Here is a 23,379-nt window from a genome sequence, read left to right as displayed (position 1 = left end):
TTATTCCTCTTCGTCCACGTGATGGGTGCTGAACGAACGCCACACCAGAACCGGGATAATCAGGGTAAAGACAATCACTTCCTTATAGGCGCTGGCCCAGAAGGACGAGAACGACTCCAGCACGCCGACCAGCAGCGAACCCGCCGCGGCGATGGGGTAGCTGGCCAGGCCGCCGATGATGGCGCCCACGAAGCCCTTCAATCCGATCAGGAAGCCCGTGTCGTAGTAGACGGTGGTGATGGGCGCGATCAGCATGCCGGACATGGCGCCGATACCCACCGCCAGCGTGAACGTCAGGCTGCCGGACATGGTGGTGCTGATGCCGACCAGCCGCGCGCCGCGGCGGTTGACGGCAGTGGCGCGCAACGCGCGGCCATACAGCGTCTTGCCGAAGAACAGCCACAGGGCCACGATCAGCAGCGCGCAGGTCGCCACCACGAACAGGCTTTGCGCGGACCAGACCATGAAGCCCAGATCCACCTGGCCGCTGACGAACGCCGGCGTGCGCCAGCCTTCGGCGCCAAAAAACACCAGTGCCAGGCCCATCAAGGCAAAGTGCACGGCCACGGAGACGATCAGCAGCACCAGCACGGTGGCTTCGGCCAACGGCTGGTAGACGATGCGATAAACCATGGGGCCCATCGGGATCACCAGCAACAGCGTCAGCAGCATGTTCAGCCACAGCGAGTTGTCCGGTCCGGTATAGCTCTTGGTCACCCAGAACAGCGCAAGCGGCAGGACGACACAGGTGACCAGCGATTTGGGCAGGCCGGCGAAGCTGCGGGTGCGCACGGCGCGCAGCAGTTCAAGCGCCAGGCAGACGGCGCCCAGCAGCGGCAGCAGATAGGCGGTGCCGGGCACCTTGCCGTCCACCAGCATGGCGAGCGTCAAGGCGCCAAACGCCACGAACTCGCCCTGGGGAATGAAAATGACGCGCGTGACGGCGAAAACCAGCACCAGAGCCATGCCCAACAGGGCATAGATAGCGCCGTTGACGACACCGTCTTGCAGCAGGATCAGCGCAATTGAGGAATCCATCGAACAACTACCTTGTGATTTCTTGCTGATACGACGCACCGGCCGGAAAGGCCGGTGCGAAGCATTGCTCGGGTGCTGCAAGGCGGGCGCCAGCGACTGGCGCCTGCTTTACGTCGCGCACCCGTGGATCGGGCAATCCTGGGGAATTACAGGCCGGGCTGATAGACCCACTTGCCGCCTTCGACCTTGACGATGACGCGCGAACGCTCGTCAAAGCCGGCGTGGTCGGTCGGCGACATGTTGAACACGCCTTGCGAGGCAGCCAGATCCTTCACGCCTTCCAGCGCGTCGCGCATGGCAACGCGGAATTCCGGCGTGCCGGGCTTGGCGCCCGACTTCAACGCCACCGGCAATGCCGCCACGACCAGTTGGCCGGCGTCCCACATGTGGCCGCCGAACGTGTTGGTCGAGCCGGCGCCGTTGGCCTTCTCGTAGGTCTCGACGTAGGCCAGGGCCGACTTCTTGACCGGGTTGGAATCGGGCAACTGGGCCGCCACCAGCAGCGGGCCGGCCGGCAGGAACATGCCGTCGCAGTCCTTGCCGCAGACACGCAGCACGTCGTTGTTGGCGGCGCCGTGGGTCTGATAGATGGTGCCGCCGTAGTTACGGGCCTTCAGTTCTTTCTGCGGCAGGGCCGACGGGGTGCCGGCGCCGGCGATCAGGATGGCGTCGGGCTTTGCGCCGACCAGCTTCAGGACCTGGCCCGTCACGCTGGTGTCGGTACGGCTGTATTTTTCAATGGCGACGATCTCGATGCCCTTGGCCTTGGCGGCCTTTTGCATCACGTCCAGCCAGCCGTCGCCGTAGGCGTCGGCAAAGCCGATGAAGCCCAGCGTCTTGACCTTGGACTTGGCCATGGCGTCAGCCAGGGCGCCGGCCATCAGCGCATCGTTCTGCGGGGTCTTGAAGACCCAGCGGCGCTTCTCGTCCACCGGCTCGACGATCTTGGCGCTGGCGGCCACGCTGATCATCGGCACCTTGGCTTCGGCAGCCACGTCCACCATGGCGAGCGAGCCCGGGGTCACGGACGTGCCGATCAGAACGTCGACCTTGTCGTCGGAGGCCAGCTTGCGCGAGTTCTTGACGGCTTGCGTCGTGTCGGTAGCGTCGTCCAGGACGATCCATTCGATCTTCTGGCCGGCCACTTCCTTGGGCAGCAATGCCACGGTGTTGCGCTCGGGGATCCCCAGCGACGCGGCGGGGCCGGTGCTGGATACCGTCACGCCCACCTTGACCTGTGCGCTCGCCAGGAGCGGCAGCGTCAGGGCGAAAGCGGCAGCCGCCGCGGACAAGCCGAAGTGCTTGCGCATATTTTTGTCTCCTGTGGTGGCTCTTATGTGCCTCGATTGAGGCGAAGCGAGCCTAGTTAAAGTTATACAGAAAAAAATATTATATGGTTAAAACAGTATCAGATGACTTCCCGCAACTACGGTAAATCCCTGATGTGCTACGGAAACCTTGTTTTAGCAAACGCATTCGTTAATGGCGAACTTGTACTAGAAAAACTTTCGGCGCGTCAGTTGGGGGATTCCCTGTGCCGCCAGCCTAGCGTCCCAGCATCGGCCAGACGCGTTCAACTCGCGAGGCCACCCACGCCGCCACCACGGCCTTGACCAGATCGCCCGGCAGGAACACCGCCACCGCCGTCGCCGCCTTGGGCAGCCCCATCTTGGTCACCGACGCCAGCCACGGCACGCCAAAGGCGTACACCACCGCGATGCCGCCTACGACGCATGCGGCCATATAACCTGCCAACACCGTCCAGGTGCCCGTGGCGCGGCCCGCCAGACGGCGCGCCAGCCAGCCCGTCACGAAGGCGCCCGCCACCATCCCGACCAGGAACCCGCCGGTGGGGCCGAAGAAGGCGCCCAGACCGCCCCGGCCGCCCGGCAGCACGGGCAGGCCGATCGCCGCCAGGGCCAGATACAGCAGGCAGGCCAGCGCACCGCGCAGCGGCCCCAGCATCGCGCCGGCCAGCATGGCGCCCAGCGTCTGCAAGGTGATCGGCACCGGAATGCCGGGCAGTGGAATCGGCGGCATCAGGCTCAAGACGACGATCAGCGCCGCGAACAGCGCAATCAGCACGGTGTTATTGGATTTCATGGCTTCCCCTCTAAGGAATCAAGGCTGTGCGCGCCGCCCTCAGGGGCTGCGCGCGTCGATGGCTTCGGCGACTTCCTGGGCGCGCTTCAACGTCAGCACGATCAGCGGCACGATCAAGGCGACCGGGTGAGCGCCAAGCCCGCGGGCGGCTTGCGCTTCGCGGATCTCCTGGAAATTGCGCCAGATCTCGGGGACGAAGCGTAACGCCAACGCCAAGGCCAGCGCGACCTTGCCGGCATCCGCGAGGCCGATGCGTTCAAACGGCATCAGCGCGCGTTCGCAGACGGCGATCAGGTCCGAGGTGCGGGTGGCCAGCGTGACCGCCAGCGCCAGCCCTACCATCGCCCCGATGCGCAGCACCACAGCCAGCGCCTCGACCCAGCCTTGAAACCATCCGGTGAACAGCGCGACGGCCAGCAGCACCCAGAGCAGCCCCCGCACCTGGCGCCAGACGGCGGCCGCAGTGACGCCCGTCGATCCGACCAACGCCGCCGCCGCGGCAAATGCCACGGCCAGCCAGCGCGGGTCGCGCAGCATGAACAGCCCTGCCCCGGCCCCGATCAGTGCCGCGAGCTTCAGCCAGGCCGGCAGTCGATGCAACGGCGACTGGCCAGCGACGTATAGCGGCTCCATCATGCGCAATGCTCCCGGTACCAGCGCAGGGCGGCGCCGGGCGTGTCGTCGGCAGCGATGCCCCCATCACGCACGACCAACACGCGGTCGAAGTCTTCCAGCAGTTCCAGATCGTGACTGACGACAATGGCGTCGTGAGGCAGCCCGGCGATGGCGCAGCGTACCCGGTTGCGGTTGCGCAGGTCCAGCTGGGTCGTGGGTTCGTCGAAGACGATCAGCGCCGGCTCCATCACCAGGACGGCCGCCAGGGCCACAAGCTGGCGCTCGCCGCCCGACAACGTATGGCTGGTGCGATCGGCCAGATGCCCCACGCCCAGGGCGCTCAATTGGGATTCGATGCGGCTTTCGCGCCGCGCCTTGTCGGGTTCCAGGCGCTTTAAGCCGAACGCCAGGTCTTCCCGCACGATGGGAAAGACAATCTGGTTCTCGGGGTTCTGGAACACGAAGCCGACCCGCTGGCGCACAGCCTTCAGGTCCCGGCGCGTATCCAGCCCATCCACCCGCACGCTGCCCGCGGAAGGCAGCACCAGGCCGTTGACCAGGCGCGCCAGCGTGCTCTTGCCGGCGCCGTTGGGGCCGACGATGCCGATGCGGCGTTCGGCCAGGGTCAGGCTCACCCCGCGCAACACTTCCGCCTGGGGCGTGGACACTACCGCCTGGTCAAACTCGATTAACATGGGGCGGGATTATGCCCGAACCATTTCGGGCATCGGGACTCCAAGAGCTCATATGGAAAAAGTACGCAAATCCGACGCCGAATGGCGCGCACAGCTTTCCCCCGAAGAATACGTGGTCACCCGGGAAAAGGGTACCGAACGTGCATTCACCGGGCGTTACTGGAATACCACCACGCCCGGCATCTACCGCTGCGTGGGCTGTGGCACGGCCCTGTTCGCATCCGACACCAAATTCGACGCCGGCTGTGGCTGGCCCAGCTACTTCCAGCCGCTGGACCCGGAACTGGTTCGCGAAGAGCGCGACACCACCCACGGGATGGTGCGCACCGAAGTGCTGTGCAACGTCTGCGATTCGCACCTGGGCCACGTCTTCCCCGACGGCCCCGAGCCCACCGGGCTGCGCTATTGCATCAACTCCCTGTCGATGACGTTTGAACCCATAGAAGACTGAATGAAGAAGTTTCTGTTCGACCTGTTTCCGCTGTTCCTGTTCTTCATCGCCTACCGGTACACGGACATCTTCATTGCCACGGGCGTCGCGATGGCGGCCGCCGTGCTGCAGATCATCTGGCTCAAAGCCACGGGCCGCCCCACCGAGGCCATGCACTGGATCAACCTGACGGTCATCCTGGTCTTCGGCGGCGCCACGATCTGGCTGCACAGCGACGTCTTCATCAAATGGAAGCCCACGGTGCTGTATTGGCTGTTCGGCGGCGCGCTGCTGTTCGCCCGCCTGCTGTTCGGCCGCAACCTGATCCGCCGGCTGATGGAAAAGCAGATCCAGTTGCCCGACGCGGCCTGGGACAAGCTGAACCTGGTCTGGGCCGGCTTCTTCCTCATCGCGGGCGCGCTGAACCTGTATGTGGCGTTCTCCGGCCATTTCACCGAATCGCAATGGGTCAGCTTCAAGGCCTTCGGCCTGATGGGCCTGATGGTCGTATTCGTAATTGGCCAGTCGGTGTGGCTGGGCAAACACATCCAGACCGACGAAAACGCCGGTTCCGGCACCCCGCCGGGCAAGCCCTGATCCGCCAGACGGCCCTCCTTATCGGCGCACCCGCCCCAGGGCGGCGCGCCGGAACTTACCCCTTGCCGCCATGTCAGACACCACCGACCGCATCGCCCTGATCCGGGAGCGCCTAGCCGCCCTGGAACCCCTCACTTTGGACATTCTGGACGACTCGCATTTGCATGCCGGCCACGAAGGCAGTAAAAACGGCGCCGGCCACTATCGCGTGCACATCGTTGCGTCTTGCTTTGCAGGGCTCTCTGCCGTGGCGCGACATAGGCTGGTGTATCATCATTTGCAAGATTTGATCCCCTATCCGATTCATGCGCTTGCGCTAGATGCCCAGGCTCCCAAATAGAAAGTCAAAGGATATTCATGAAACGCATCGTCATGCTGGCTGCGGCCTGCGTCATCGCCGTGCCTGCTTTCGCGCAAAACGTGGCAACCGTCAACGGTAAGGCCATTCCGCAAAAGAACCTGGATCAATTCGTCAAGCTGCTGGTCAGCCAAGGCGCAACCGATTCGCCGCAACTGCGCGAACAGGTCAAGCAAGAAATGATCAACCGCCAGATCTTCGTGCAAGCCGCCGAATCCAGCGGTATCGCCAAGCAGGCCGATGTTCAGACCGAAGTCGAACTGGCCCGCCAAGGCATCCTGGTGCGCGCCCTGATGGCCGACTACCTGGCCAAGAATCCGGTGTCGGACGCCAAGGTCACGGCGGAATACGACAAGATCAAGAAGGAACAAGCCGGCAAGATGGAATACAAGGTCCGTCACATCCTCGTCGAAGACGAGAAGACGGCCAATGACCTGCTGGCCCAGATCAAGAGCAACAAGAGCAAGTTCGACGACCTGGCCAAGAAGAACTCGAAGGACCCCGGCAGCGCCGAAAAGGGTGGCGATCTGGGTTGGGCTCCTCCGACCAACTACGTCCAGCCGTTCGCGCAAGCCGTGACCCAACTGAAGAAGGGCCAACTGGTCGACAAGCCGGTGCAAACCCAGTTCGGCTGGCACATCATCATGGTTGACGACACCCGCCCGGTGGAATTTCCGCCGCTGGATCAAGTGCGTCCGCAACTGGAAGAAATGCTGCGCCAGCAAACCCTGGCCGACTACCAGAAGCAGCTGCGCGACAAGGCCAAGATTCAGTAAGCCTCTCGCCAGACAAGAAAACTGCCCGCCGATGCGGGCAGTTTTTTTTGCCTCAAGCCGCCCTGAAGCAAAAAAAGCTGCGCGCCCAAGGCGTGCAGCTTTTTCGTTTTGCAGGGAAGACCGAGTAGGAACTCGGGCCTGGGCCTAGGACATGCCCAGCAAGGCCTTCAGCGCGTCTTCGTCCAGCACCGTCACGCCCAGTTCCTGGGCCTTGGTGAGCTTGCTGCCGGCCTCCTCACCTGCGACCAGGTATGCCGTCTTCTTGGATACCGAGCCGCTGACCTTGCCGCCGGCCGCCTGGATGTGCATCGAAGCCTCTTCGCGCGTCCAGTTCGGCAGCGTGCCCGTCAGCACAAAGGTCTTGCCCGCCAACGTCGTGCCTTGCGGCACGGCTTCGGCCACCGGGTTCACACCCTGCGCCTTCAGTTGTTCGATCACGTCGCGGTTGTGCTGCTCGGCAAAGAAGCGGCGAATGGAAGCCGCAACCACCGGGCCCACGTCCGGCACGGACGACAAGGCATCTTCGTCGGCATCCATGATGGCGTCAATGCTGCCGAAATGCCGCGCGACGTCCCGGGCGGTCGTTTCGCCCACGTGGCGAATGCCCAACGCGAACAGCAAACGGCCCAAACCGGGCTCCCGGGCCTTTTCAATGGCGGCCACCAGGTTGTCGGCGGATTTCTGGCCCATGCGGTCCAGCCCCACCAGTTCCAGCGGACGCAGGCTGTACAGGTCGGCCAGCGTCTTCACGCGGCCGCTATCGACCAATTGGTCCACCAGTTTTTCGCCCAGGCCTTCGATGTCCAGCGCCTTGCGGCTGGCAGCGTGCCACAGGGTCTGCTTGCGCTGCGCGCCGCAGAACAAGCCGCCGGTGCAGCGCGCGATGGTTTCGTCTTCGAGCCTTTCGATGGCCGAACCGCAGACCGGGCAGGCCGTCGGCATGACGAATTCCCGGGCGTCGTCCGGCCGCTTTTCAAGCACCGGCCCCAGCACCTCGGGAATCACGTCGCCGGCGCGGCGCACGATGACGGTGTCGCCGATCCGCACGTCCTTGCGGCGGATCTCGTCTTCGTTGTGCAGCGTGGCGTTGGTGACGGTAACGCCGCCCACGAACACGGGCTTCAAGCGAGCTACCGGGGTGATTGCACCGGTGCGCCCTACCTGCACCTCGATATCCAGCAGGGTCGTCGTAGCCTCTTCGGCGGCAAACTTGTGCGCCAGCGCGAAGCGCGGGGCGCGCGCCACGAAACCCAGGACTTTCTGCGCCGGCAGTGAATCCACCTTGTAGACCACGCCGTCGATGTCATAGGGCAAGGTCGCGCGCATCGCGCCCACCTTGGCGTAGAACGCCATCAGCCCTTCGGCGCCGGTGGCCCGGTGGTTGTGCATCAGATTGACCGGCAAGCCAAGCTCGTGCAGCCAGGCCAGCATCGCGCCGTGCGATTTTTCCGGAAGCACCGACGCCTGGCCGGCGCCGGCCGAAGTTTCATCGAACAGGCCATTCTGCGCGCCGGGCAGGCCTTGGACCTCTCCCCAACCATACGCAAAAAAGCGCAGCGGCCGCTTGGCCGTGATGCGCGGGTCCAGCTGGCGCAGGCTGCCGGCGGCGGCGTTGCGCGGGTTCACGAACACTTTCTCGTCGCGCTTGGCCTGGGCCACATTCAGCTTTTCAAAGTCGGCGCGGTTCATCAGCACTTCGCCGCGCACTTCCAGCACTTTCGGGGCAGCGCCCTTCAACTGCAGCGGAATCGCCTTGATCGTGCGGATGTTGGAGGTAACGTCCTCGCCCGTCTGGCCGTCGCCGCGCGTCGCGGCCTGCACCAGGCGGCCGTCTTCGTAGCGCAGGCTGATCGCCAGGCCGTCGAGTTTCAATTCACAGAAATAATCGGCCTGTTGCGCCGGGCCCAAGAGGCCCGCGCCTCGCAGCGTATCCGTCACGCGACGATCGAAGGCCGCGACCTCTTCCTCGTCGAACGCGTTGTTCAACGACAGCATCGGCACCACATGGCGCACGCTGCCGAACGCCGAGACCGGGGCCGCCCCCACGCGTTGCGTGGGCGACTCCGGCGTGACCAGCTCGGGGTGCTCGGCCTCCAGCGCTTCCAGCTGGCGCATCAGCCCGTCGTACTCGGCATCCGAGATCGAGGGTTCGTCGTAGACGTAATAGCGGACGTTGTGCTGTTCAAGCTCTGCGCGCAAGCGCGCCGCGGCCTGGGCCGCGGATTCCCCACCGGACGTGCCGCTCATTTACGCAAACACCCGTTGAGCGCGCTCGCTTCCGGCGGGCAGGCCCGCTTGTTCGAGCTGTTCGAACAGCACTTGCAGCCGTTCGTCGATCACCGTTTCCGAACCGTCGGCCAGCGGTTTGCCCTGGTCGTCGACCAGTTCGGCGCGCAGGCGCGCAGCCAGGTCGCGGCCCACATCCACCATGCGGCCAAAGGCGCGGCTGTCTGCCGGCGCGCAGGGCACGTCCAGCAGCAGGTACAGGCGTTCGACACCACCCATGCCGGCGTCAAAGGCAGCCCCGTCGGCACGCGACAGCGTGAAGCGGGTCACGCCGTTTTCGGCGGGCCAGGCCAGGCGGTTGCCGTCCGCCACGAAACCCGTGTCGCGAGCGACGGACAGGACTTCAGCGGCCGGTTGAGCGGCGCCTAGCATCAGAGTCAGGCCGACCTGGGTGTCCAGGGCGGCGCAGGTATCGTCCAGGCGGGCGCCCTGCTCCAGCACGGCTTGCTGGTCCGGGCCCTCGATCGTGGCGTCAAAGCGTTCGGCCATGTCCTGGGCGCGGGCCCAGGCTTGCGACCATTCGATGGCGGTCAGCGGACCGCTGCGGTTGGCCAGCAGCACGGCCAACTGCATGGAGGCATAGGTCTCGCCGGCATGGACCCGCGCGCGATGGCGGCGCTGGTCGGTTTCGGCGAACACGCGCATGGGCTTGCGGCCCACGTGCCGCAGGCTTTGCATATACGGCAGCAGGTCGGCGCCGCGCACCGGCTCAGCGAAGTTGATCTCGATGACCACTTCGCAGGCGGGATCGGGCTCCTCGGCATCGTCGGCATCGCTGCCGGGATCCACAGGCGCAGGCTGGCCTTGCCCGCGCGGCGCATCGCCGCCCATGCCGGGTTCGCGACGCGAAGTCGCCCCCGAAGCCGTCGCCGTGGCGCTGGCCGCGGCGGCGCCGCCCAGCAGCGGATCCTGCTCGGAGGTGGGGAAATGGCTCTGCATCTTGCGCCGGACGCGCCGATCCTGCCACCAGTTGAATCCCAGCACCAGCAGTATCAGCAAGACGCCCAGGGCAATCAGCCCGATCTGCAAATCACTCATGTGTAAATCCCGCGCCAACAGTGCGGCGCCTTTCTGAATATTGGGTTTATGCCGCTTCGGAGGCCATCATTTGCACGGCCGAATCTATATCTACCGCAACGATACGCGAAACCCCTTGCTCTTGCATGGTTACCCCGATCAGTTGCTTTGCCATCTGCATGGCGATCTTGTTGTGCGAGATGAACAGGAACTGGGTTTGCTCGCTCATGCTGGCAACCAGGTTCGCATAGCGTTCGGTGTTCGCGTCGTCCAGCGGGGCGTCCACCTCGTCCAGCAGGCAGAACGGCGCCGGGTTCAGCTTGAACAGCGCGAACACCAGCGCGGTCGCGGTCAGCGCTTTCTCGCCGCCCGACAGCAGGTGGATCGTGCTGTTGCGCTTGCCCGGAGGCTGGGCCATCACCTGCACGCCGGCGTCCAGGATTTCCTCGCCGGTCATGCTGAGCTTGGCCTCGCCCCCGCCGAACAGCTTGGGGAAGAGCTCGCCGAAGTGGCCGTTCACGATATTGAACGTCTCTTGCAGCAGCTCGCGGGTTTCGCGGTCGATCTTGCGGATGGCGTCTTCCAGGGTCTCGATGGCGGTCATCAAGTCCTGGTGCTGCGAATCCAGGAAGCCCTTGCGTTCGCGCGAGGTGTTCAATTCGTCCAGCGCCGCCAGGTTGACGGAGCCCAGCGACTCGATCTGGCGCGAAATGCGCCCCACTTCCTGCTGCAGCCAGCTGGCGCGGCGCCATTCGTCTGGGGCGTTGGCCAGATCCTGAGCCAGCGCCTCGCGGTCGACTTCACGCGCGTTGAGCTGTTCGGTGAACTGTTCTTCGGCCAGGCGGGCGGCCTGTTCCTGCAACTGCAATTCCATGATGCGCGCGCGGCGCGGTTCCAGCGTCTGCTCTTGCTGTTGCCGGTCTTCGTCGGCGCCCCGCAGCAAGGCCGCCAGGTTTTCCATTTCCTGGCGCGCGCGCGACAGCGCTTCCTCGCGCTCGGCGCGCGCTTCCAGGGCGTCCTGCAAGCCGGCCTGGGATGCGGAGGCATCCAGCTCTGCCAGATCGCCCATCAGTTGTTCCAGTTCGACCGAGCCGCGCTGGCTCTGGTCGGCGGCCAATTGCTGGTTGCGCTGCAGGTCGGTGATGCGGACCTGGATGCCGCGCTCGGCGAACTCCGCTTCCTGAGCCGCGCGCTCCAGCTCGCGCAGGCGCGTGCGGGCGGCTTCTGCCTGGGCGGCCAGCGTTTCGCCGTCGATCTCGGCGTCGGCGAACCGGGATTGGTGCTCGGCCAGTTCCTCGTCCAGGGTCTCGAAACGGGCTTCGGCCTCTTCGCGGGTGGCAAGCAGGTCTTCTTCCTGGACCTTGATTTCTTCCAGGTCCTGCCGCAGGCGCGAGGCGCGTTCACCGGATTGCTCGGCCTGCTGCTGCAGCCGCGAGTGTTCCAGCTGGATGTCGTGCACCCGGCGCGTGACCTCGGCCACGCGTGTGCGCGCCGGAGCGATCGCCTGGGACACCTGCTGCCACGCCACTTCGGCGCGGGCGACCGCCGCGCGCGCCTGGTCGGCGATCAGTTGCTGGGCCTTGATCTCGCGCTGCAGGTTTTCGATTTCCTGCTGGCGGGCCAGCAGGCCGGCCTGTTCGGAGTCCGGCGCGTAGAAGCGCACGCTGTGCGCGTCGATCAGGTGGCCGGCCTTGACCACGCAGGCGCTGCCCGCGGGCAAGGTCGCGCGCATGGCCAGGGCCTGCGTCACGTCGGTGGCGGTGTAGATGCCGGCCAGCCAGTCGTTCAAGAGCGTGCGCAGGTCGGGATCGGTGATGCGCAGCAGGCTGGCCAGCGGCGTCAGGCCGGCGGGCGCAGGCGGCGTGGGCGCGGCGACCGGCAATTGGTAGAAGGCCAGGCGGGCGGGCGGCGCGTCTTCGGCGAACGCGCGCGCCCAATCCAGGCTGCGCACTTCCAGCGACGCCATGCGTTCGCGCAGCGCCGATTCCAGGGCGGTTTCCCAGCCCGGCTCGACATGCAGCTTCTGCCACAGGCGCGACAGGCCCGCGAGTTCATGCTTGGCCAGCCAGGGTTCCAGCGCCCCCTGCTTCTGGACGTCTTCCTGCAGTTTCACCAGCGCCGACAAGCGGGCTTCCAGGCGTGCCAGGTTCTGCACGTCGGTCTGGGCGGCGGCCTGGGCGCGGCTGCGCTCGGCATCCGCTTCGGGCACACGGCCTTCCAGGGTGGCCAGCTCTTCCTGGGCTTCTTCCAGCTGGTCTTCGCCTGCCAGGCGGTCGCCGGCCAACTGCTCCAGGCGCACCGGGTCCGGGGCGTGCAGTTCACGCAGTTCCTGCTGCAGGCGTTCGCGGCGCTGCTCCAGGACCTGCATCTGGCGGTCGGCGTCGCGCTGGGTCTGGGCGACCAGTGCCAGGTTCTGTTCGACACGGGCCAGGGCGGCACGCATCTCGTCGCGGCCAGCGGCGGCTTCGCGCACCCGCTGTTCGACGGATGGCAGGCCCGCCTGGGCGTCTTCCGCCGTGGCCCGCGCCTCTTCAGTGCGGGCGGCGGCGGTCGCCAGGTCGTCTTCGGCCTGGGCGATCTGTTCGGTGCAGTGCTCGCGCTGGCTGGTCCATTCCGCGATCTGCTGCTGCAATTGGTCGCGACGGGACTGCAGGCGGTTGCGGGAATCCACCACGTGGCGGATCTCGGCCTCCAGGCGGCTGACCTGGGCGTTGGCTTCATACAGCCCGCCCTGGGCGGCGTGGACCGCGTCGCTGGCCGCGTAATGGGCCTGGCGCCGGGATTCCAGCGCCGCTTCGCCCGCCCGCAGGCCGGCGATGGCGGCTTCCAGTTCATTCTGGGCCTGCGCCATTTCCTGGGCTTTCTTGGCACGCTCTTCGCGTGCCCCGGTTTCCTTCAGGAACCACAGCGCATGCTGCTTCTTTTCGCCGTCGGCCTGGAGTTCGCGGTAGCGGGTGGCCACTTCGGCCTGCGCCTCCAGCTTCTCCAGCTGGCTGTTCAGTTCCCGCAGGATGTCTTCGACGCGCGTCAGGTTCTCGCGCGTGTCGGACAGGCGGTTTTCGGTCTCGCGGCGGCGTTCCTTGTAGCGCGATACGCCGGCCGCTTCTTCCAGGAACACCCGCAGTTCTTCAGGACGCGCCTCGATCAGGCGGTTGATCATGCCCTGGCCGATGATGGCGTAGCCGCGAGCGCCCAGGCCGGTGCCCAGGAAGATGTCGTGGATATCGCGGCGTCGGACCTGCTGGTTGTTGACGAAATAGCTGCTGGTGCCGTCCCGGGTCAGGACGCGGCGCACGGCGATTTCGGCGTAGGTGCTCCATTGGCCGGCAGCGCGCCCTTCGCTGTTGTCGAACACCATTTCGACCGACGCCCGAGCGGCCGGCTTGCGGTGGCCCGAGCCGTTGAAGATGACGTCCTGCATGGACTCGCCGCGCAGTTCGGAGGCCTTGGCCTCGCCCAGCACCCATCGCACGGCGTCAATGATGTTCGATTTTCCGCAGCCATTGGGACCCACCACGCCGACCAGTTGGCTGGGCACGGGGATCACGGTGGGATCAACGAAGGACTTGAAGCCGGCGAGTTTTAGCTGAGTGAGACGCACAGTACGATGACGACGGGGTGGGTTGAACGAAAGGCGTTAACGGACCTGCCGCATAGATTGCAAACCGGCCCTTCAAGGGCCGGCTCACACATGGGTCGTATGATACCGCAGGCAGTCTGTCCCCAAACGTCAGCAACGGTCAACCCGCGGGCAAACGCTCAATAGCGCGCTTGCGCGCTCCGGCTATACTCCCTGACACTTTTTGGCACGACACATAATTTTCACGCGGACCGGCCGGGCTCAGGCCAAAGAACGGGGACATTCTTGAAACGTGGTTTCTATCTAGTCATGGCCGCGCAGGCCTTCTCATCATTGGCGGACAACGCGCTGTTCATCGCAGCCATCGCCTTGATACAGGAACTGCACGGCCCCGACTGGTTGGCGCCCATGATGAAATGGTCCTTCGCGTTGGCCTATGTGGTGCTGGCGGCCTTTGTCGGCGCCCTGGCGGATTCCTTCCCCAAGGGCCGGGTGATGTTTTCCACCAACGCCCTGAAGGTGGCCGGCTGCCTGCTGATGTTCTCCTACGCCAGCATCGGCGTGGCCCCGGAATATCAAACATATCTCGTGTGCGCGGCCTACGCGGTCGTGGGCATCGGCGCCGCCGCCTACTCGCCCGCCAAATACGGCATCGTCACCGAAATGCTGCCCCCCCACATGCTGGTCAAGGGCAACAGCTGGATCGAAGGCCTCACGGTCTTCTCCATCATCCTGGGCACGGTGCTGGGTGGTCTGCTGATCTCGTCCTCGGTGTCCAGCGCGCTGCTCAGCCACTCGTTCATCGGCAACCTGGTCCACACGCCCGCCGAAGCGGCCATCCTCGTGATCGCCTTCGTGTATCTGCTGGCAGCGCTGTGCAACCTGATGATTCCGCGCACCCACGTGCGCTATCCGCCGCAGCAAAAGAACCCGGTGAGGCTCATCCGCACGTTCTGGGGCTATGTCTGCGTGCTTTGGCGCGACAAGCTGGGCCAGATCTCGCTGGCCGTGACCACGCTGTTCTGGGGCGCCGGCGCGACCCTCCAGCTGATCGTCATCGAATGGGGCCGCAGCCACCTGGGTTATCAGCTGGACAAGGCCTCGATGCTGATGGGCGTGGCAGCGCTGGGCACGGTGGTAGGGTCCATCCTGGCAGGCCGCATCCCGCTGCGCCGCGCCCTGGCCGTGCTGCCGGTGGGCGCCGCCATGGGGCTGGTCGTGCTGCTGATGCCGCTGGTCTACTCGCCCTGGAGCGTCTACCTGCTGCTGCTGATCACGGGCGGCCTGGCCGGCTTCTTCGTAGTGCCGATGAACGCCCTGCTGCAGCACCGCGGCCACGTGCTGCTGTCGGCCGGCCACTCCATCGCCGTGCAGAACTTCAACGAACAGCTCAACATCCTGCTGATGGTGGCGATGTACACCCTGCTGCTCTGGCTGCAATTGCCCATCAACGTGATCATCGTCATCTTCGGCACCGTAGTCGCCGTGCTGATGGTCGTGTTCATGCGCTGGAGCAAGCGCAACATGCAGGCCAACCCCGATCTGCACGACCAGATCGGCCAGGAAGGCCACGGCCGCGCGCTGGATTCCACGCACTAGGCCGCCACCACACCAAGCCATTGATCTTCCAAAGAAAAACCGGGCCCAGGCCCGGTTTTTTCTTATCTGGACATGCGCCCGCCCGACGCGGTCACACCATCCGTGACGCCAGTTTCAGGTCCTGCCAGGCGCGCGCCTTCTCGGACGGGCTGCGCAACAGGTAGGCTGGGTGGTAGCTGACGATGACGGGGATCTCGGCGCCCTCGTCCGTCTTGAGCGCGTGCACGCGGCCGCGCAGGCTGCCGATGGTGGCGTCCGTGCCCAGCAGCGTCTGCGCCGCGAAACGGCCCAGCACGAGGATGCGCTCGGGTTTCAGCAAGGCGATCTGCCGCATCAGGTACGGGCTGCAGGCCGCGATTTCCTCGGGCTTGGGGTTGCGATTGCCCGGCGGGCGGCACTTGATCACGTTGGTGATGAACACGTCGGTCTCGCGGCTCATGCCCACGGCGGCCAGCATGGCGTCCAGCAATTGGCCGGACCGGCCCACGAAGGGATGGCCCTGCCGGTCCTCTTGCTCGCCGGGGGCCTCGCCCACGACCAGCCAGCGGGTGGGAGTGGCGCCCTGGCCGAAGACAGCATGGCGCCGGCCGTCGCACAAGCCGCAGGCGGTGCAGGCCACGACCTGCTCGCGCAACTCGTCCAGGGTGGCGTTCTTGACGGCTTGCGCCACGGGGATGCGCGGCGCTTCGACGGCTTCGTCTTCGGCTGCCTTGGGCACGGGGCGCGGCGGCGGACCGGTGCGATTCAGGATGGACGCCGGGATACCGGGACGGCCATTCGAGCGCGTGCTCGGAACCACAGGCTCGGCCGGCACCGGACTAACCGCGGCCGCTTGCGGTACGGCGGGTGCCGGCGACGCAACCGTCGGCGGCACCGTTGCCGGCGCGATATCGCGCGCCACCACGGCGGGTGCCAGGCCAGGGGCCAAAACGGGTTCGGAAACAGGCGCTTGAGGCATGACTGCCAGGCGTGCCGCAGCAGGCGCCGGGCGCATCCACAGGCGTTCCATGCCGATTTCCCGCAGCCAGATGCGCTGCAGGGGATTGACGCGGGGGGCTGCCGGCCTGGCGGCGGCGATCGGCACCGTCATGCCGCTTCCTCCGCCACTGCGGCGAACCGCTTCTGCATGACCAGGGCGTCTTCACGGGCGCCTTTGGCGGCCGGGTAATACCCGCGCCGCACGCCGATCTGCAGATAACCGTGGCGTTGATAGAAACTGACGGCGGACGCGTTCGACGGACGGACTTCCAGCAACACGCCTTCCAGCCCGCGCTCACGCGCCTGCTGCTCGCACCAGTCAAGCAGCACGCCGCCCAGGCCCTGGCGATGCAGGTGCTTGTCCACGGCGATCACAAGCAGATGCGCCACGTCGGGCGCGAACATCAGAATGCAGAAACCCGCCACCTTGCCTTCGCGGCGCAGCACCCAGGCGCCATACCCGGCGGCCAGCGCATCCGCGAAATTGCCGCGCGTCCAGGGGAAGGCCTGCACATGGGCTTCCAGCGCGACGACCTCGTCCAGGTCGGCCTCGGTGAGCGGCTGCGGAATCAAGGGCACCTGAGGGGCCTGGGGCGCCAGCGACGGCTGCGCCTTGGGATTGCCGCCTTCGCCGCGCATGCGCTCGGCGGTGGTGAACGCCACCTTGTCGCGCACGTACAGCGGCGCGGCCTGTTCGGGCGGCAGGGCCTCGCCGCGCAGCCAGCCCTGGCGCGCCAGGCGCGCCACGCTGGCGGCTTCGGGCCGTTGCGCGTCGGCGGCGCGGCGCCATGCGGCGGGATGCGCCATATCGGCCGCATAAGCATCCCAGGCGTCGCCGGCCAGCACCAGATTCAGGCTCTGCCCCGTCTGCGCCGACCATGCGGAAAGATGGTGTTCGGTCCAGGGCACGACTTCTGCTGCCGCGATCAGCAAGGGCGGCTGCAAGGCTTCCCAGCCGGATTCACCCTCCCGGGCGGCAACCAGGCGGTAGACCGCCAGATAGACCTCATTCATCCGGGCATCCAGTGCCACGACGATGGCGTCGGACGGCGTCGCATCGGCCACCTGGGCCGCCACGGCCTGGTGGGACACCACGGGCAGCACCGGTATGCCCAGGCCCAGCCCCATGCCCTGCGCCACGCCACAGGCCACGCGCAGCCCCGTAAAGCCCCCCGGGCCCTGGCCGAACGCCACGGCGTGCAGGGCGGACGGCGCCAGCCCTGAGGCTGCCAGCAGTTCGTTGGTCATCGGCAAAAGCCGTTCCGCATGCTCCTGGGACCCCTCGTGTTCCCGGGTACTGACCTCCAGACGGCCATCGACCGCCCGCAAAAGGGCCACCCCACAACGGGACGAAGACGTTTCCAAAGCCAGCAGGTTTAGTTCCATAGATGCAGATTGTACGAAATACGGCGGCTTTGGCCCCGGTTGTAAGGGGGATTTCAACCATGGTTCGCAATGTGTAATATCTTGTGAACGCCCACTAGCCGCTGGTTCTCGTCACTGTTACATTTCCGGCCATGAATACGCAAAACACCACCCCCACCCGAAAAATCCTCGTCGTCGACGATGATCCGCGCTTGCGCGATTTGCTGCGCCGGTATTTGTCCGAGCAGGGATTCAACGTTTTCGTTGCCGAAGACGCCAAAGAGATGGGCAAACTCTGGCAACGCGAGCACTTCGACTTGCTCGTGCTGGATCTGATGCTGCCCGGCGAAGATGGCTTGTCCATCTGTCGCCGGCTGCGCGGTGGCCACGACAATACCCCCATCATCATGCTCACGGCCAAGGCGGAAGAAATCGACCGCATCGTGGGCCTGGAGATGGGCGCGGACGACTACCTGTCCAAACCCTTCAACCCCCGGGAACTGCTGGCACGGATCAATGCGATCCTGCGCCGCCGCGGTACCGAGGAGCATCCCGGCGCCCCCAGCCAGGAAAACGAATCCATCGCCTTCGGTCCCTACGTGCTCAACCTGTCCACCCGTACGCTCACGCGCAACGGCGAACAGGTGCCGATCACCACGGGTGAATTCTCGGTGCTCAAGGTGTTTGCGCGCCATCCGAAGATTCCCCTGTCCCGCGACAAGCTCATGGAGCTGGCCCGCGGCCGCGAATACGAAGCCTTCGATCGCAGCCTCGACGTCCAGATTTCGCGCCTGCGCAAACTGATCGAACCCAATCCGTCCAAGCCCGTGTTCATCCAGACCGTTTGGGGTCTTGGATACGTGTTTGTGCCGGACGGTGGTAGCTGATCGGCTCGCCCGCCCCGGGCAGGAGCGCAGCCTCGTGCCCCGCTTGCGCAGAACCTTCAGGAACCTGACATCACGTTTGCGGCTCGGCTTGTTCGGCCGCACGTTCCTGCTGCTTGCCGCGCTGATGCTCGTCAGCCTGGGCGCGTGGCTACAAGTCTTCTTCAGCATGGAGCTGGGACCGCGCGCCAATCAAATGGCGCAGCGGGTGATCACGGCCGTCAATATCACGCGCACGGCGCTGATCTACTCGCATAACGGCGAACGCAGCAAGCTCCTGCTGGATCTGGCCACCAATGAAGGCATCCAGGTCTATCCGCGCGAGGTCACCGACTTTGCCGAAGCCCTCCCCGACGACGACTACTGGCAACGCGTTGCCCAGCACATCCGCACGCGCTTCGGCCCGGAAACGCAGATTGCCTGGGGCGTGAACCAGGTGCCCGGCTTCTGGGTCAGCTTCCAGATAGAGAAAGACCTGTACTGGCTGGTGTTCGAGCGAGAACAGATCGGGTTGACGGGCGGGATCGAATGGCTGGGATGGGGCGCCACGGCGTTGCTGCTTTCCCTTGTCGGGGCGGCGGTCTCGGTGGGCTTCGTGAACCGGCCCCTGTCGCGGCTGGCCCGGGCGGCGCAAGTCCTGTCGCGCGGCGAAACGCCGGCGGCCCTGCCCGAGCAGGGGCCGCTGGAGATCCGCGACCTGAACGCCTCGTTCAACCGGATGGCCAAAGACCTGCGGCAGGCCGAGGCAGACCGGGAACTGATGCTGGCGGGGATTTCGCACGATCTGCGCACCCCACTTGCCCGCATGCGGCTTGAGATCGAGCTGAGCGGCGTGTCGGAAGACGCCCGCCAGGCCATCGACGAAGACCTGGGCCAGATCGACCACAGTATCGGCCAGCTGATGGAATACGCGCGCCCCGCCGGCACGCTGCCGCAGTTGGCGACCGACATCTCGGCGGTACTGGCCGAACTCTACGAACGCGAACGCAGCCACACGGCCTCGCTGGGCGGAGAGCTCGAAGCGTCCCTGGAACCGGGGCTGCGTGCCCGGATCACGGCGCTGGACTTGAAGCGCGTGGTCAGCAACCTGATCGAAAACGCCCGCCGCTACGGACGCTCCAGCGACGGCATGGCCCATTTGGTCATGACACTGCAAGCTGAAGGCGGCATGATCGTGATCGAGGTGGCGGATCGCGGCCCCGGCATCGCGCCGGAAGACGTGGATCGCCTGTTGCGGCCGTTCTCGCGTGGCGAGGCGGCACGCACCGGCGTCAGCGGCGCAGGGCTGGGTCTGGCGATCGTCGAACGCCTGCTCAAGCACGTGGGCGGATCGCTGCGGATGCTTCCCCGCGAGGGTGGCGGCCTGACTGCCCGCATAGAGTTGCCCAAAGCTAAGTTTAGGAATTATCAATTAGACAACGATAATCCATAGCGTAGAATTTATGCTTTAAGGCACAGCCTTATTTCCACCAACAACTACTGGGAGTACACATGAAAACTGTTGGCGACAAACTCGAGCCCTTCAAGGTCACCGGCGTCAAGCCCGGCTTCAACCAGCACGAAGAAAATGGCGTGTCGGCGTTTGAAGACATCACCGAAAGCTCGTTCCCCGGCAAGTGGAAGGTGATCTACTTCTACCCGAAAGACTTCACGTTTGTGTGCCCGACCGAAATCGTCGGCTTCAACAAGCTGGCCAAGGATTTCGAAGACCGCGACGCCGTCCTGCTGGGCGGCTCGACCGACAACGAATTCGTCAAGCTGGCATGGCGCCGTGAGCACCCGGACCTGAACAAGCTGGGCCACTACCAATTCGGCGACACCACCGGTGCCCTGATTGACCAACTGGGCGTCCGTGAAAAGGGTGCTGGCGTTGCTCTGCGCGCCACGTTCATCGTTGATCCGGACAACACGATCCAGCACGTTTCGGTGAACAACCTGAACGTCGGCCGTAACCCGGAAGAAGTTCTGCGTCTGCTCGACGGTCTGCAAACCGACGAACTGTGCCCGTGCAACCGTACGGTTGGCGGCGCTACGCTGTAATTTCCAGCCCGGCAACGGGCCTGCTTGCAGGCCCCGAGCTGGGCTTTAATTGCTCTAGATTATAGGTAAAAACTATGGAATTTCTTACCACCATTAAGGAACAGCTCCCGGATTGGGCCAAGGACATCCGCCTGAATCTGGACGCCGTGATTGCCCGCTCGACGCTGGCCCCTGAAGACGCCGTAGGCGCCGCCCTGTCCGCCGCTTATGCCGCGCGCAGCCCGGTGCTGGTGGAAGCCTTCAAGAGCGGCCTGTCGGAAGGCGACGCCAATGCCGCACTGACCGCCTCGGCGCTCATGGGCATGAACAACACCTGGTATCCCTACGTCGAAATGACGGGCGACGCCAACCTGAAGAGCCTGCCGGCCCAGTTGCGCATGAACGCCTACGCCACCCATGGCGGCGTGGAAAAGAAGCGCTTCGAATTGTTCGCGCTGGTCGCCTCGATCATCGGCAAGTGCCATTTCTGCGTGGCCTCGCACTATGAAAACCTGAAGAACGATGGCCTGTCGACGGAACAGCTGCGCGACGCCGGCCGTATCGCCGCCGTGGTGAACGCCGCCGCGCTGGCCCTGGCCGCCCAAGGCAAGTAAGAGAGCAGCCCCCACGCCGCACACGCTTCGCGTGCTTGCGGCGGCCTGGCCCTAAAAGAAAAAAACCCGCCTGTGCAACCAGGCGGGTTTTTTCTTTGGGGCGGCGCCAGGCCGCGACCGAAACGTTTAGTTCTTCTTCGCCATGTCGGCGGTGGTGGGCAAACCGTTGGCCACCCAGGCTTCGACGCCGCCGCGGTACCAATAGGCGGTCCAGCCGAGCGACCCCGCGCGCAACGCCGCGTTGTACGACGAACGGTCGTTCATGCTGGCGCCCACGAACACGACCGCCGCACGGCGATTGTTGTTCGCCTTTTTCAGCAGCCAGGCATCCAGGGCGCTTTGCAACTGGTCCGTGACACTGCCATCCGAGCCCGCATCGGCCAGGGGATAACCGATGGGCAGCGTATCGCGCAGCCCGCTGGTGTCGACGATCAGCAGATTGCTGTCGTTCTTGATCATGCCAACGAGGTCGCCTGTCGTGATCAGCTTGGCCCGATTGATCTGGTTCGGCGTCGGACCCTTATACGGTGACGGGAACAGCAGGAACGTGGCAGGCACGCCCATATCCTTGAGTTCGTCGATGGCGCTTGGCGGCATCCCCTGCCCCGGCGGTGATGGCCGGGGCTGCTGTTGGGGCTGCTGTTGGGGCTGCTGCTGCGGTTGTTGAGACGGCGCCTTGCCGCCACCTGTGGCCACAACTTCACCGCCCACTGTGCCCATTTCGATGTCGGAGATCATCACCGCAATGTTCTCGATCAGCTCATAGCACATGGTGATCGAGCCTTCACGCGGGCTGTACCACGCGTTGAGCGTGTCGCAGTCTTTGAACACCACGTTCACCGGGCGGGGCAGCACATAGGTCTGCCCAAGCAGCTTGATGTTGGCCGAAATCGCGTCCGACAGGGCAGTGGCGAACAGGTTGCCGATCTTGCGCTTGGACGGCTCGAACACCACATTGACCGGCGCACCAGGCGCGTTGGCCGGCTGCTGGCCGTCGGGCGACCAGGTGCCGACACGGGTGTGCGGCGCCAGGATCTTGCGCCAGGCGCGGTTCTGCTTGTTGAATTCGTCGGCGCAACGCGCCTTGGTCCGGTCTTCCAGGCCTACATGTTTGGCGACCGATTCGAACACGGCCGGATTGCCGCCATACATGATGCACAGCATGTTGCGAAAGCGCTTGAGGTCGCCCGTGTGCTCGTCCTGCCAGGCCGACGATTCGGACGCCCCGCGCTTTTCCGCCAGCTTGCCGCTGTAGTACCACTGCAAGGCGGCGTAGGTCGCAGCGTCACGCGCCATGGTGTTCGTGTCCTGGTCGGCCGACGGATACATCGTCGGCTCGACAATCTGCAAGGCGGCGTAGATATCCACCGCATCTTCTTCCGCGCCCGTGGACGGCAATTCCAGTTCGCCGATCAATGCATGGCCGAACTCATGCATGAAAATGCTGCGCATGATGCCGACATACACCGACACGATACGCATGGTGTCGCCGCCAAAACGCGGATACGGACCGGCGCCGGCCAAGCCGGAACCGCCCGAATTGTTGGGAGCCGGGGCCGCGACAGGCGGTTGCGTGCCCTGCGGCGCGCTGGCGCCGCCGCCCGCGCCACCCCCACGCGGAGGCAAGCCGGCAGGTTGTGGCGCCGGCGCGCCAGCGCCGCTGCGCGGGGGCAAGCCGCCGCCTTGTTGCGCAGGGGCGCCCTGCCGGGGCGCCAGGTCGGTATTGATCGAAAAGTCCGCAATACCGAACGTGCCCACGTCGTAAGCCATGATGCCGATGTCACCGCCCACGGCGGAAGAATCGGTCACGTCGCCGATGATCTTGCCGTTCACGATGAACCGGGCTGCGCCCGGCAACTCGACCACCTTGATGCGGTCCGAGCCATCCAGCTTGGCCAGGTTGGGAACCGTGGCGATATCGCGACGGTTCTGGCCTTCAAGACAGAACAGGATGGTTTTCTTGTCGGCCGTGATCTCGATCAGGCACAAGCCCTTCTTCGCGGGATTGCTCAGCGCCACGCCAATAGAGGCCTTCGGATTCTGCGAATTGACGACCACATTCACATCGGTCACGCGCCCCTGTTCGGGGGCCGGTCCGACCGGAAGGTAAAGCGTTTGTTCACTGCCGGGCGTCGCCACGTTGCGCAACGTGAACCAGCCATCCTGCACGGCGGCGGTCCAGCCCTGGATCATCTGCTGTCCGACGACGCCTGCCAGAGGCCCGAGCTGTTGTTCAAACGCAGCGTGTGCGGGCGAACCCAATGCAACGAGGACCGAAAACAGCGCGACGCCACGTAAACGCATCTGAAATTCTCTATGTAGGCAGATTGAGGTAGCGCAGAATATTCCAGATCAATTTGACCCGCTTATTCATTTGTTAAAGATGTATAGCAAAGTAAATGCAATGGAATTTCATTGCATTTAC

At 65.0% G+C, this 23,379-nt stretch carries 20 protein-coding genes; 9 read left to right on the top strand and 11 right to left on the bottom strand.

Annotation, left to right across the window (positions count from 1 at the left end; translation table 11 throughout):
- The 5 genes from AC3WMU_RS21510 to AC3WMU_RS21490 form a co-directional block, all read right to left on the bottom strand.
- Complete coding sequence (locus AC3WMU_RS21510; RefSeq protein WP_006223786.1) at positions 1-1,038, bottom strand: branched-chain amino acid ABC transporter permease; 1,038 nt, start codon at positions 1,036-1,038, stop codon at positions 1-3.
- Positions 1,039-1,184: 146 nt separating this feature from the next.
- Positions 1,185-2,348, bottom strand: coding sequence for an ABC transporter substrate-binding protein (locus tag AC3WMU_RS21505; protein ID WP_006223785.1), 1,164 nt, complete (start codon positions 2,346-2,348; stop codon positions 1,185-1,187).
- Between the two features lie 235 nt (positions 2,349-2,583).
- Entirely contained in the window at positions 2,584-3,141 is a 558-nt protein-coding gene (locus tag AC3WMU_RS21500; protein ID WP_006223784.1) for a biotin transporter BioY, read from the bottom strand.
- 39 nt (positions 3,142-3,180) lie between these two features.
- Positions 3,181-3,777: an energy-coupling factor transporter transmembrane component T family protein gene (locus tag AC3WMU_RS21495; RefSeq protein ID WP_006223783.1), complete on the bottom strand. Its 597-nt coding sequence runs from the start codon at positions 3,775-3,777 to the stop codon at positions 3,181-3,183.
- Positions 3,774-4,451: an energy-coupling factor ABC transporter ATP-binding protein gene (locus tag AC3WMU_RS21490; protein WP_006223782.1), complete on the bottom strand. Its 678-nt coding sequence runs from the start codon at positions 4,449-4,451 to the stop codon at positions 3,774-3,776. Before AC3WMU_RS21490 ends, AC3WMU_RS21495 begins: the two co-directional genes overlap by 4 nt.
- A 52-nt stretch (positions 4,452-4,503) precedes the next feature.
- On the opposite strand from AC3WMU_RS21490, the gene msrB reads away from it, so the two are divergent.
- From msrB to AC3WMU_RS21470, 4 genes are all read left to right on the top strand, one after another.
- Positions 4,504-4,902: a peptide-methionine (R)-S-oxide reductase MsrB gene (gene msrB / locus AC3WMU_RS21485; RefSeq protein ID WP_006223781.1), complete on the top strand. Its 399-nt coding sequence runs from the start codon at positions 4,504-4,506 to the stop codon at positions 4,900-4,902.
- Positions 4,903-5,478: a septation protein A gene (locus AC3WMU_RS21480; RefSeq protein ID WP_006223780.1), complete on the top strand. Its 576-nt coding sequence runs from the start codon at positions 4,903-4,905 to the stop codon at positions 5,476-5,478.
- 70 nt (positions 5,479-5,548) lie between these two features.
- The gene (locus tag AC3WMU_RS21475) at positions 5,549-5,818 is read left to right on the top strand and encodes a BolA family protein (RefSeq protein ID WP_006223779.1); all 270 of its coding nucleotides are present in this window, start codon (positions 5,549-5,551) and stop codon (positions 5,816-5,818) included.
- A 17-nt stretch (positions 5,819-5,835) separates the two neighbouring features.
- On the top strand, positions 5,836-6,612 hold the full coding sequence (locus AC3WMU_RS21470) for a peptidylprolyl isomerase (protein ID WP_006223778.1): 777 nt from the start codon (positions 5,836-5,838) through the stop codon (positions 6,610-6,612).
- A 144-nt stretch (positions 6,613-6,756) separates the two neighbouring features.
- On the opposite strand, the gene ligA is transcribed toward AC3WMU_RS21470, so the two are convergent.
- From ligA to smc, 3 genes are read right to left on the bottom strand one after another with little or no spacing between them, the layout of a single operon-like run.
- On the bottom strand, positions 6,757-8,859 hold the full coding sequence (ligA, locus tag AC3WMU_RS21465; protein ID WP_006223777.1) for an NAD-dependent DNA ligase LigA: 2,103 nt from the start codon (positions 8,857-8,859) through the stop codon (positions 6,757-6,759).
- Entirely contained in the window at positions 8,860-9,936 is a 1,077-nt protein-coding gene (locus AC3WMU_RS21460) for a cell division protein ZipA C-terminal FtsZ-binding domain-containing protein (RefSeq protein WP_424624564.1), read from the bottom strand.
- A 46-nt stretch (positions 9,937-9,982) separates the two neighbouring features.
- Positions 9,983-13,516: a chromosome segregation protein SMC gene (gene smc / locus AC3WMU_RS21455; protein WP_088587952.1), complete on the bottom strand. Its 3,534-nt coding sequence runs from the start codon at positions 13,514-13,516 to the stop codon at positions 9,983-9,985.
- 264 nt (positions 13,517-13,780) lie between these two features.
- Between smc and lplT the strand changes: the two genes are divergently transcribed.
- Entirely contained in the window at positions 13,781-15,094 is a 1,314-nt protein-coding gene (lplT, locus tag AC3WMU_RS21450) for a lysophospholipid transporter LplT (RefSeq protein ID WP_006223774.1), read from the top strand.
- 91 nt (positions 15,095-15,185) lie between these two features.
- Here the strand turns inward: lplT and AC3WMU_RS21445 are convergent, their stop codons facing one another.
- On the bottom strand, positions 15,186-16,184 hold the full coding sequence (locus tag AC3WMU_RS21445; protein ID WP_492282959.1) for a uracil-DNA glycosylase: 999 nt from the start codon (positions 16,182-16,184) through the stop codon (positions 15,186-15,188).
- Positions 16,181-17,458 carry a tRNA (adenosine(37)-N6)-threonylcarbamoyltransferase complex dimerization subunit type 1 TsaB gene (gene tsaB, locus AC3WMU_RS21440; RefSeq protein ID WP_492282958.1) on the bottom strand — a complete coding sequence of 426 codons (1,278 nt, stop codon included), beginning with the start codon at positions 17,456-17,458 and terminating at the stop codon, positions 16,181-16,183. The genes AC3WMU_RS21445 and tsaB overlap by 4 nt, the downstream gene beginning before the upstream one ends.
- A gap of 131 nt (positions 17,459-17,589) precedes the next feature.
- Between tsaB and risA the strand changes: the two genes are divergently transcribed.
- The 4 genes from risA to AC3WMU_RS21420 all read left to right on the top strand — a co-directional run bounded on the left by risA (position 17,590) and on the right by AC3WMU_RS21420 (position 20,954).
- On the top strand, positions 17,590-18,324 hold the full coding sequence (gene risA, locus AC3WMU_RS21435) for a response regulator transcription factor RisA (RefSeq protein ID WP_003813882.1): 735 nt from the start codon (positions 17,590-17,592) through the stop codon (positions 18,322-18,324).
- A 34-nt stretch (positions 18,325-18,358) separates the two neighbouring features.
- A complete protein-coding gene (risS, locus tag AC3WMU_RS21430; RefSeq protein WP_035212778.1) occupies positions 18,359-19,753 on the top strand; it encodes a sensor histidine kinase RisS in 1,395 nt (464 codons plus the stop codon).
- A gap of 59 nt (positions 19,754-19,812) precedes the next feature.
- Positions 19,813-20,361 carry a peroxiredoxin gene (locus AC3WMU_RS21425; RefSeq protein ID WP_006217982.1) on the top strand — a complete coding sequence of 183 codons (549 nt, stop codon included), beginning with the start codon at positions 19,813-19,815 and terminating at the stop codon, positions 20,359-20,361.
- A 74-nt stretch (positions 20,362-20,435) separates the two neighbouring features.
- Positions 20,436-20,954 carry a carboxymuconolactone decarboxylase family protein gene (locus tag AC3WMU_RS21420; RefSeq protein ID WP_006223770.1) on the top strand — a complete coding sequence of 173 codons (519 nt, stop codon included), beginning with the start codon at positions 20,436-20,438 and terminating at the stop codon, positions 20,952-20,954.
- 126 nt (positions 20,955-21,080) lie between these two features.
- Here AC3WMU_RS21420 and AC3WMU_RS21415 read toward each other — a convergent pair whose 3' ends face one another.
- Entirely contained in the window at positions 21,081-23,258 is a 2,178-nt protein-coding gene (locus tag AC3WMU_RS21415; RefSeq protein WP_492282957.1) for a DUF4344 domain-containing metallopeptidase, read from the bottom strand.
- Between the last annotated feature and the right edge of the window lie 121 nt (positions 23,259-23,379).

Source organism: Achromobacter sp. FW305-C-13, assembly GCF_058783475.1.
This window is presented reverse-complemented; position numbering and strand designations above follow the sequence as displayed.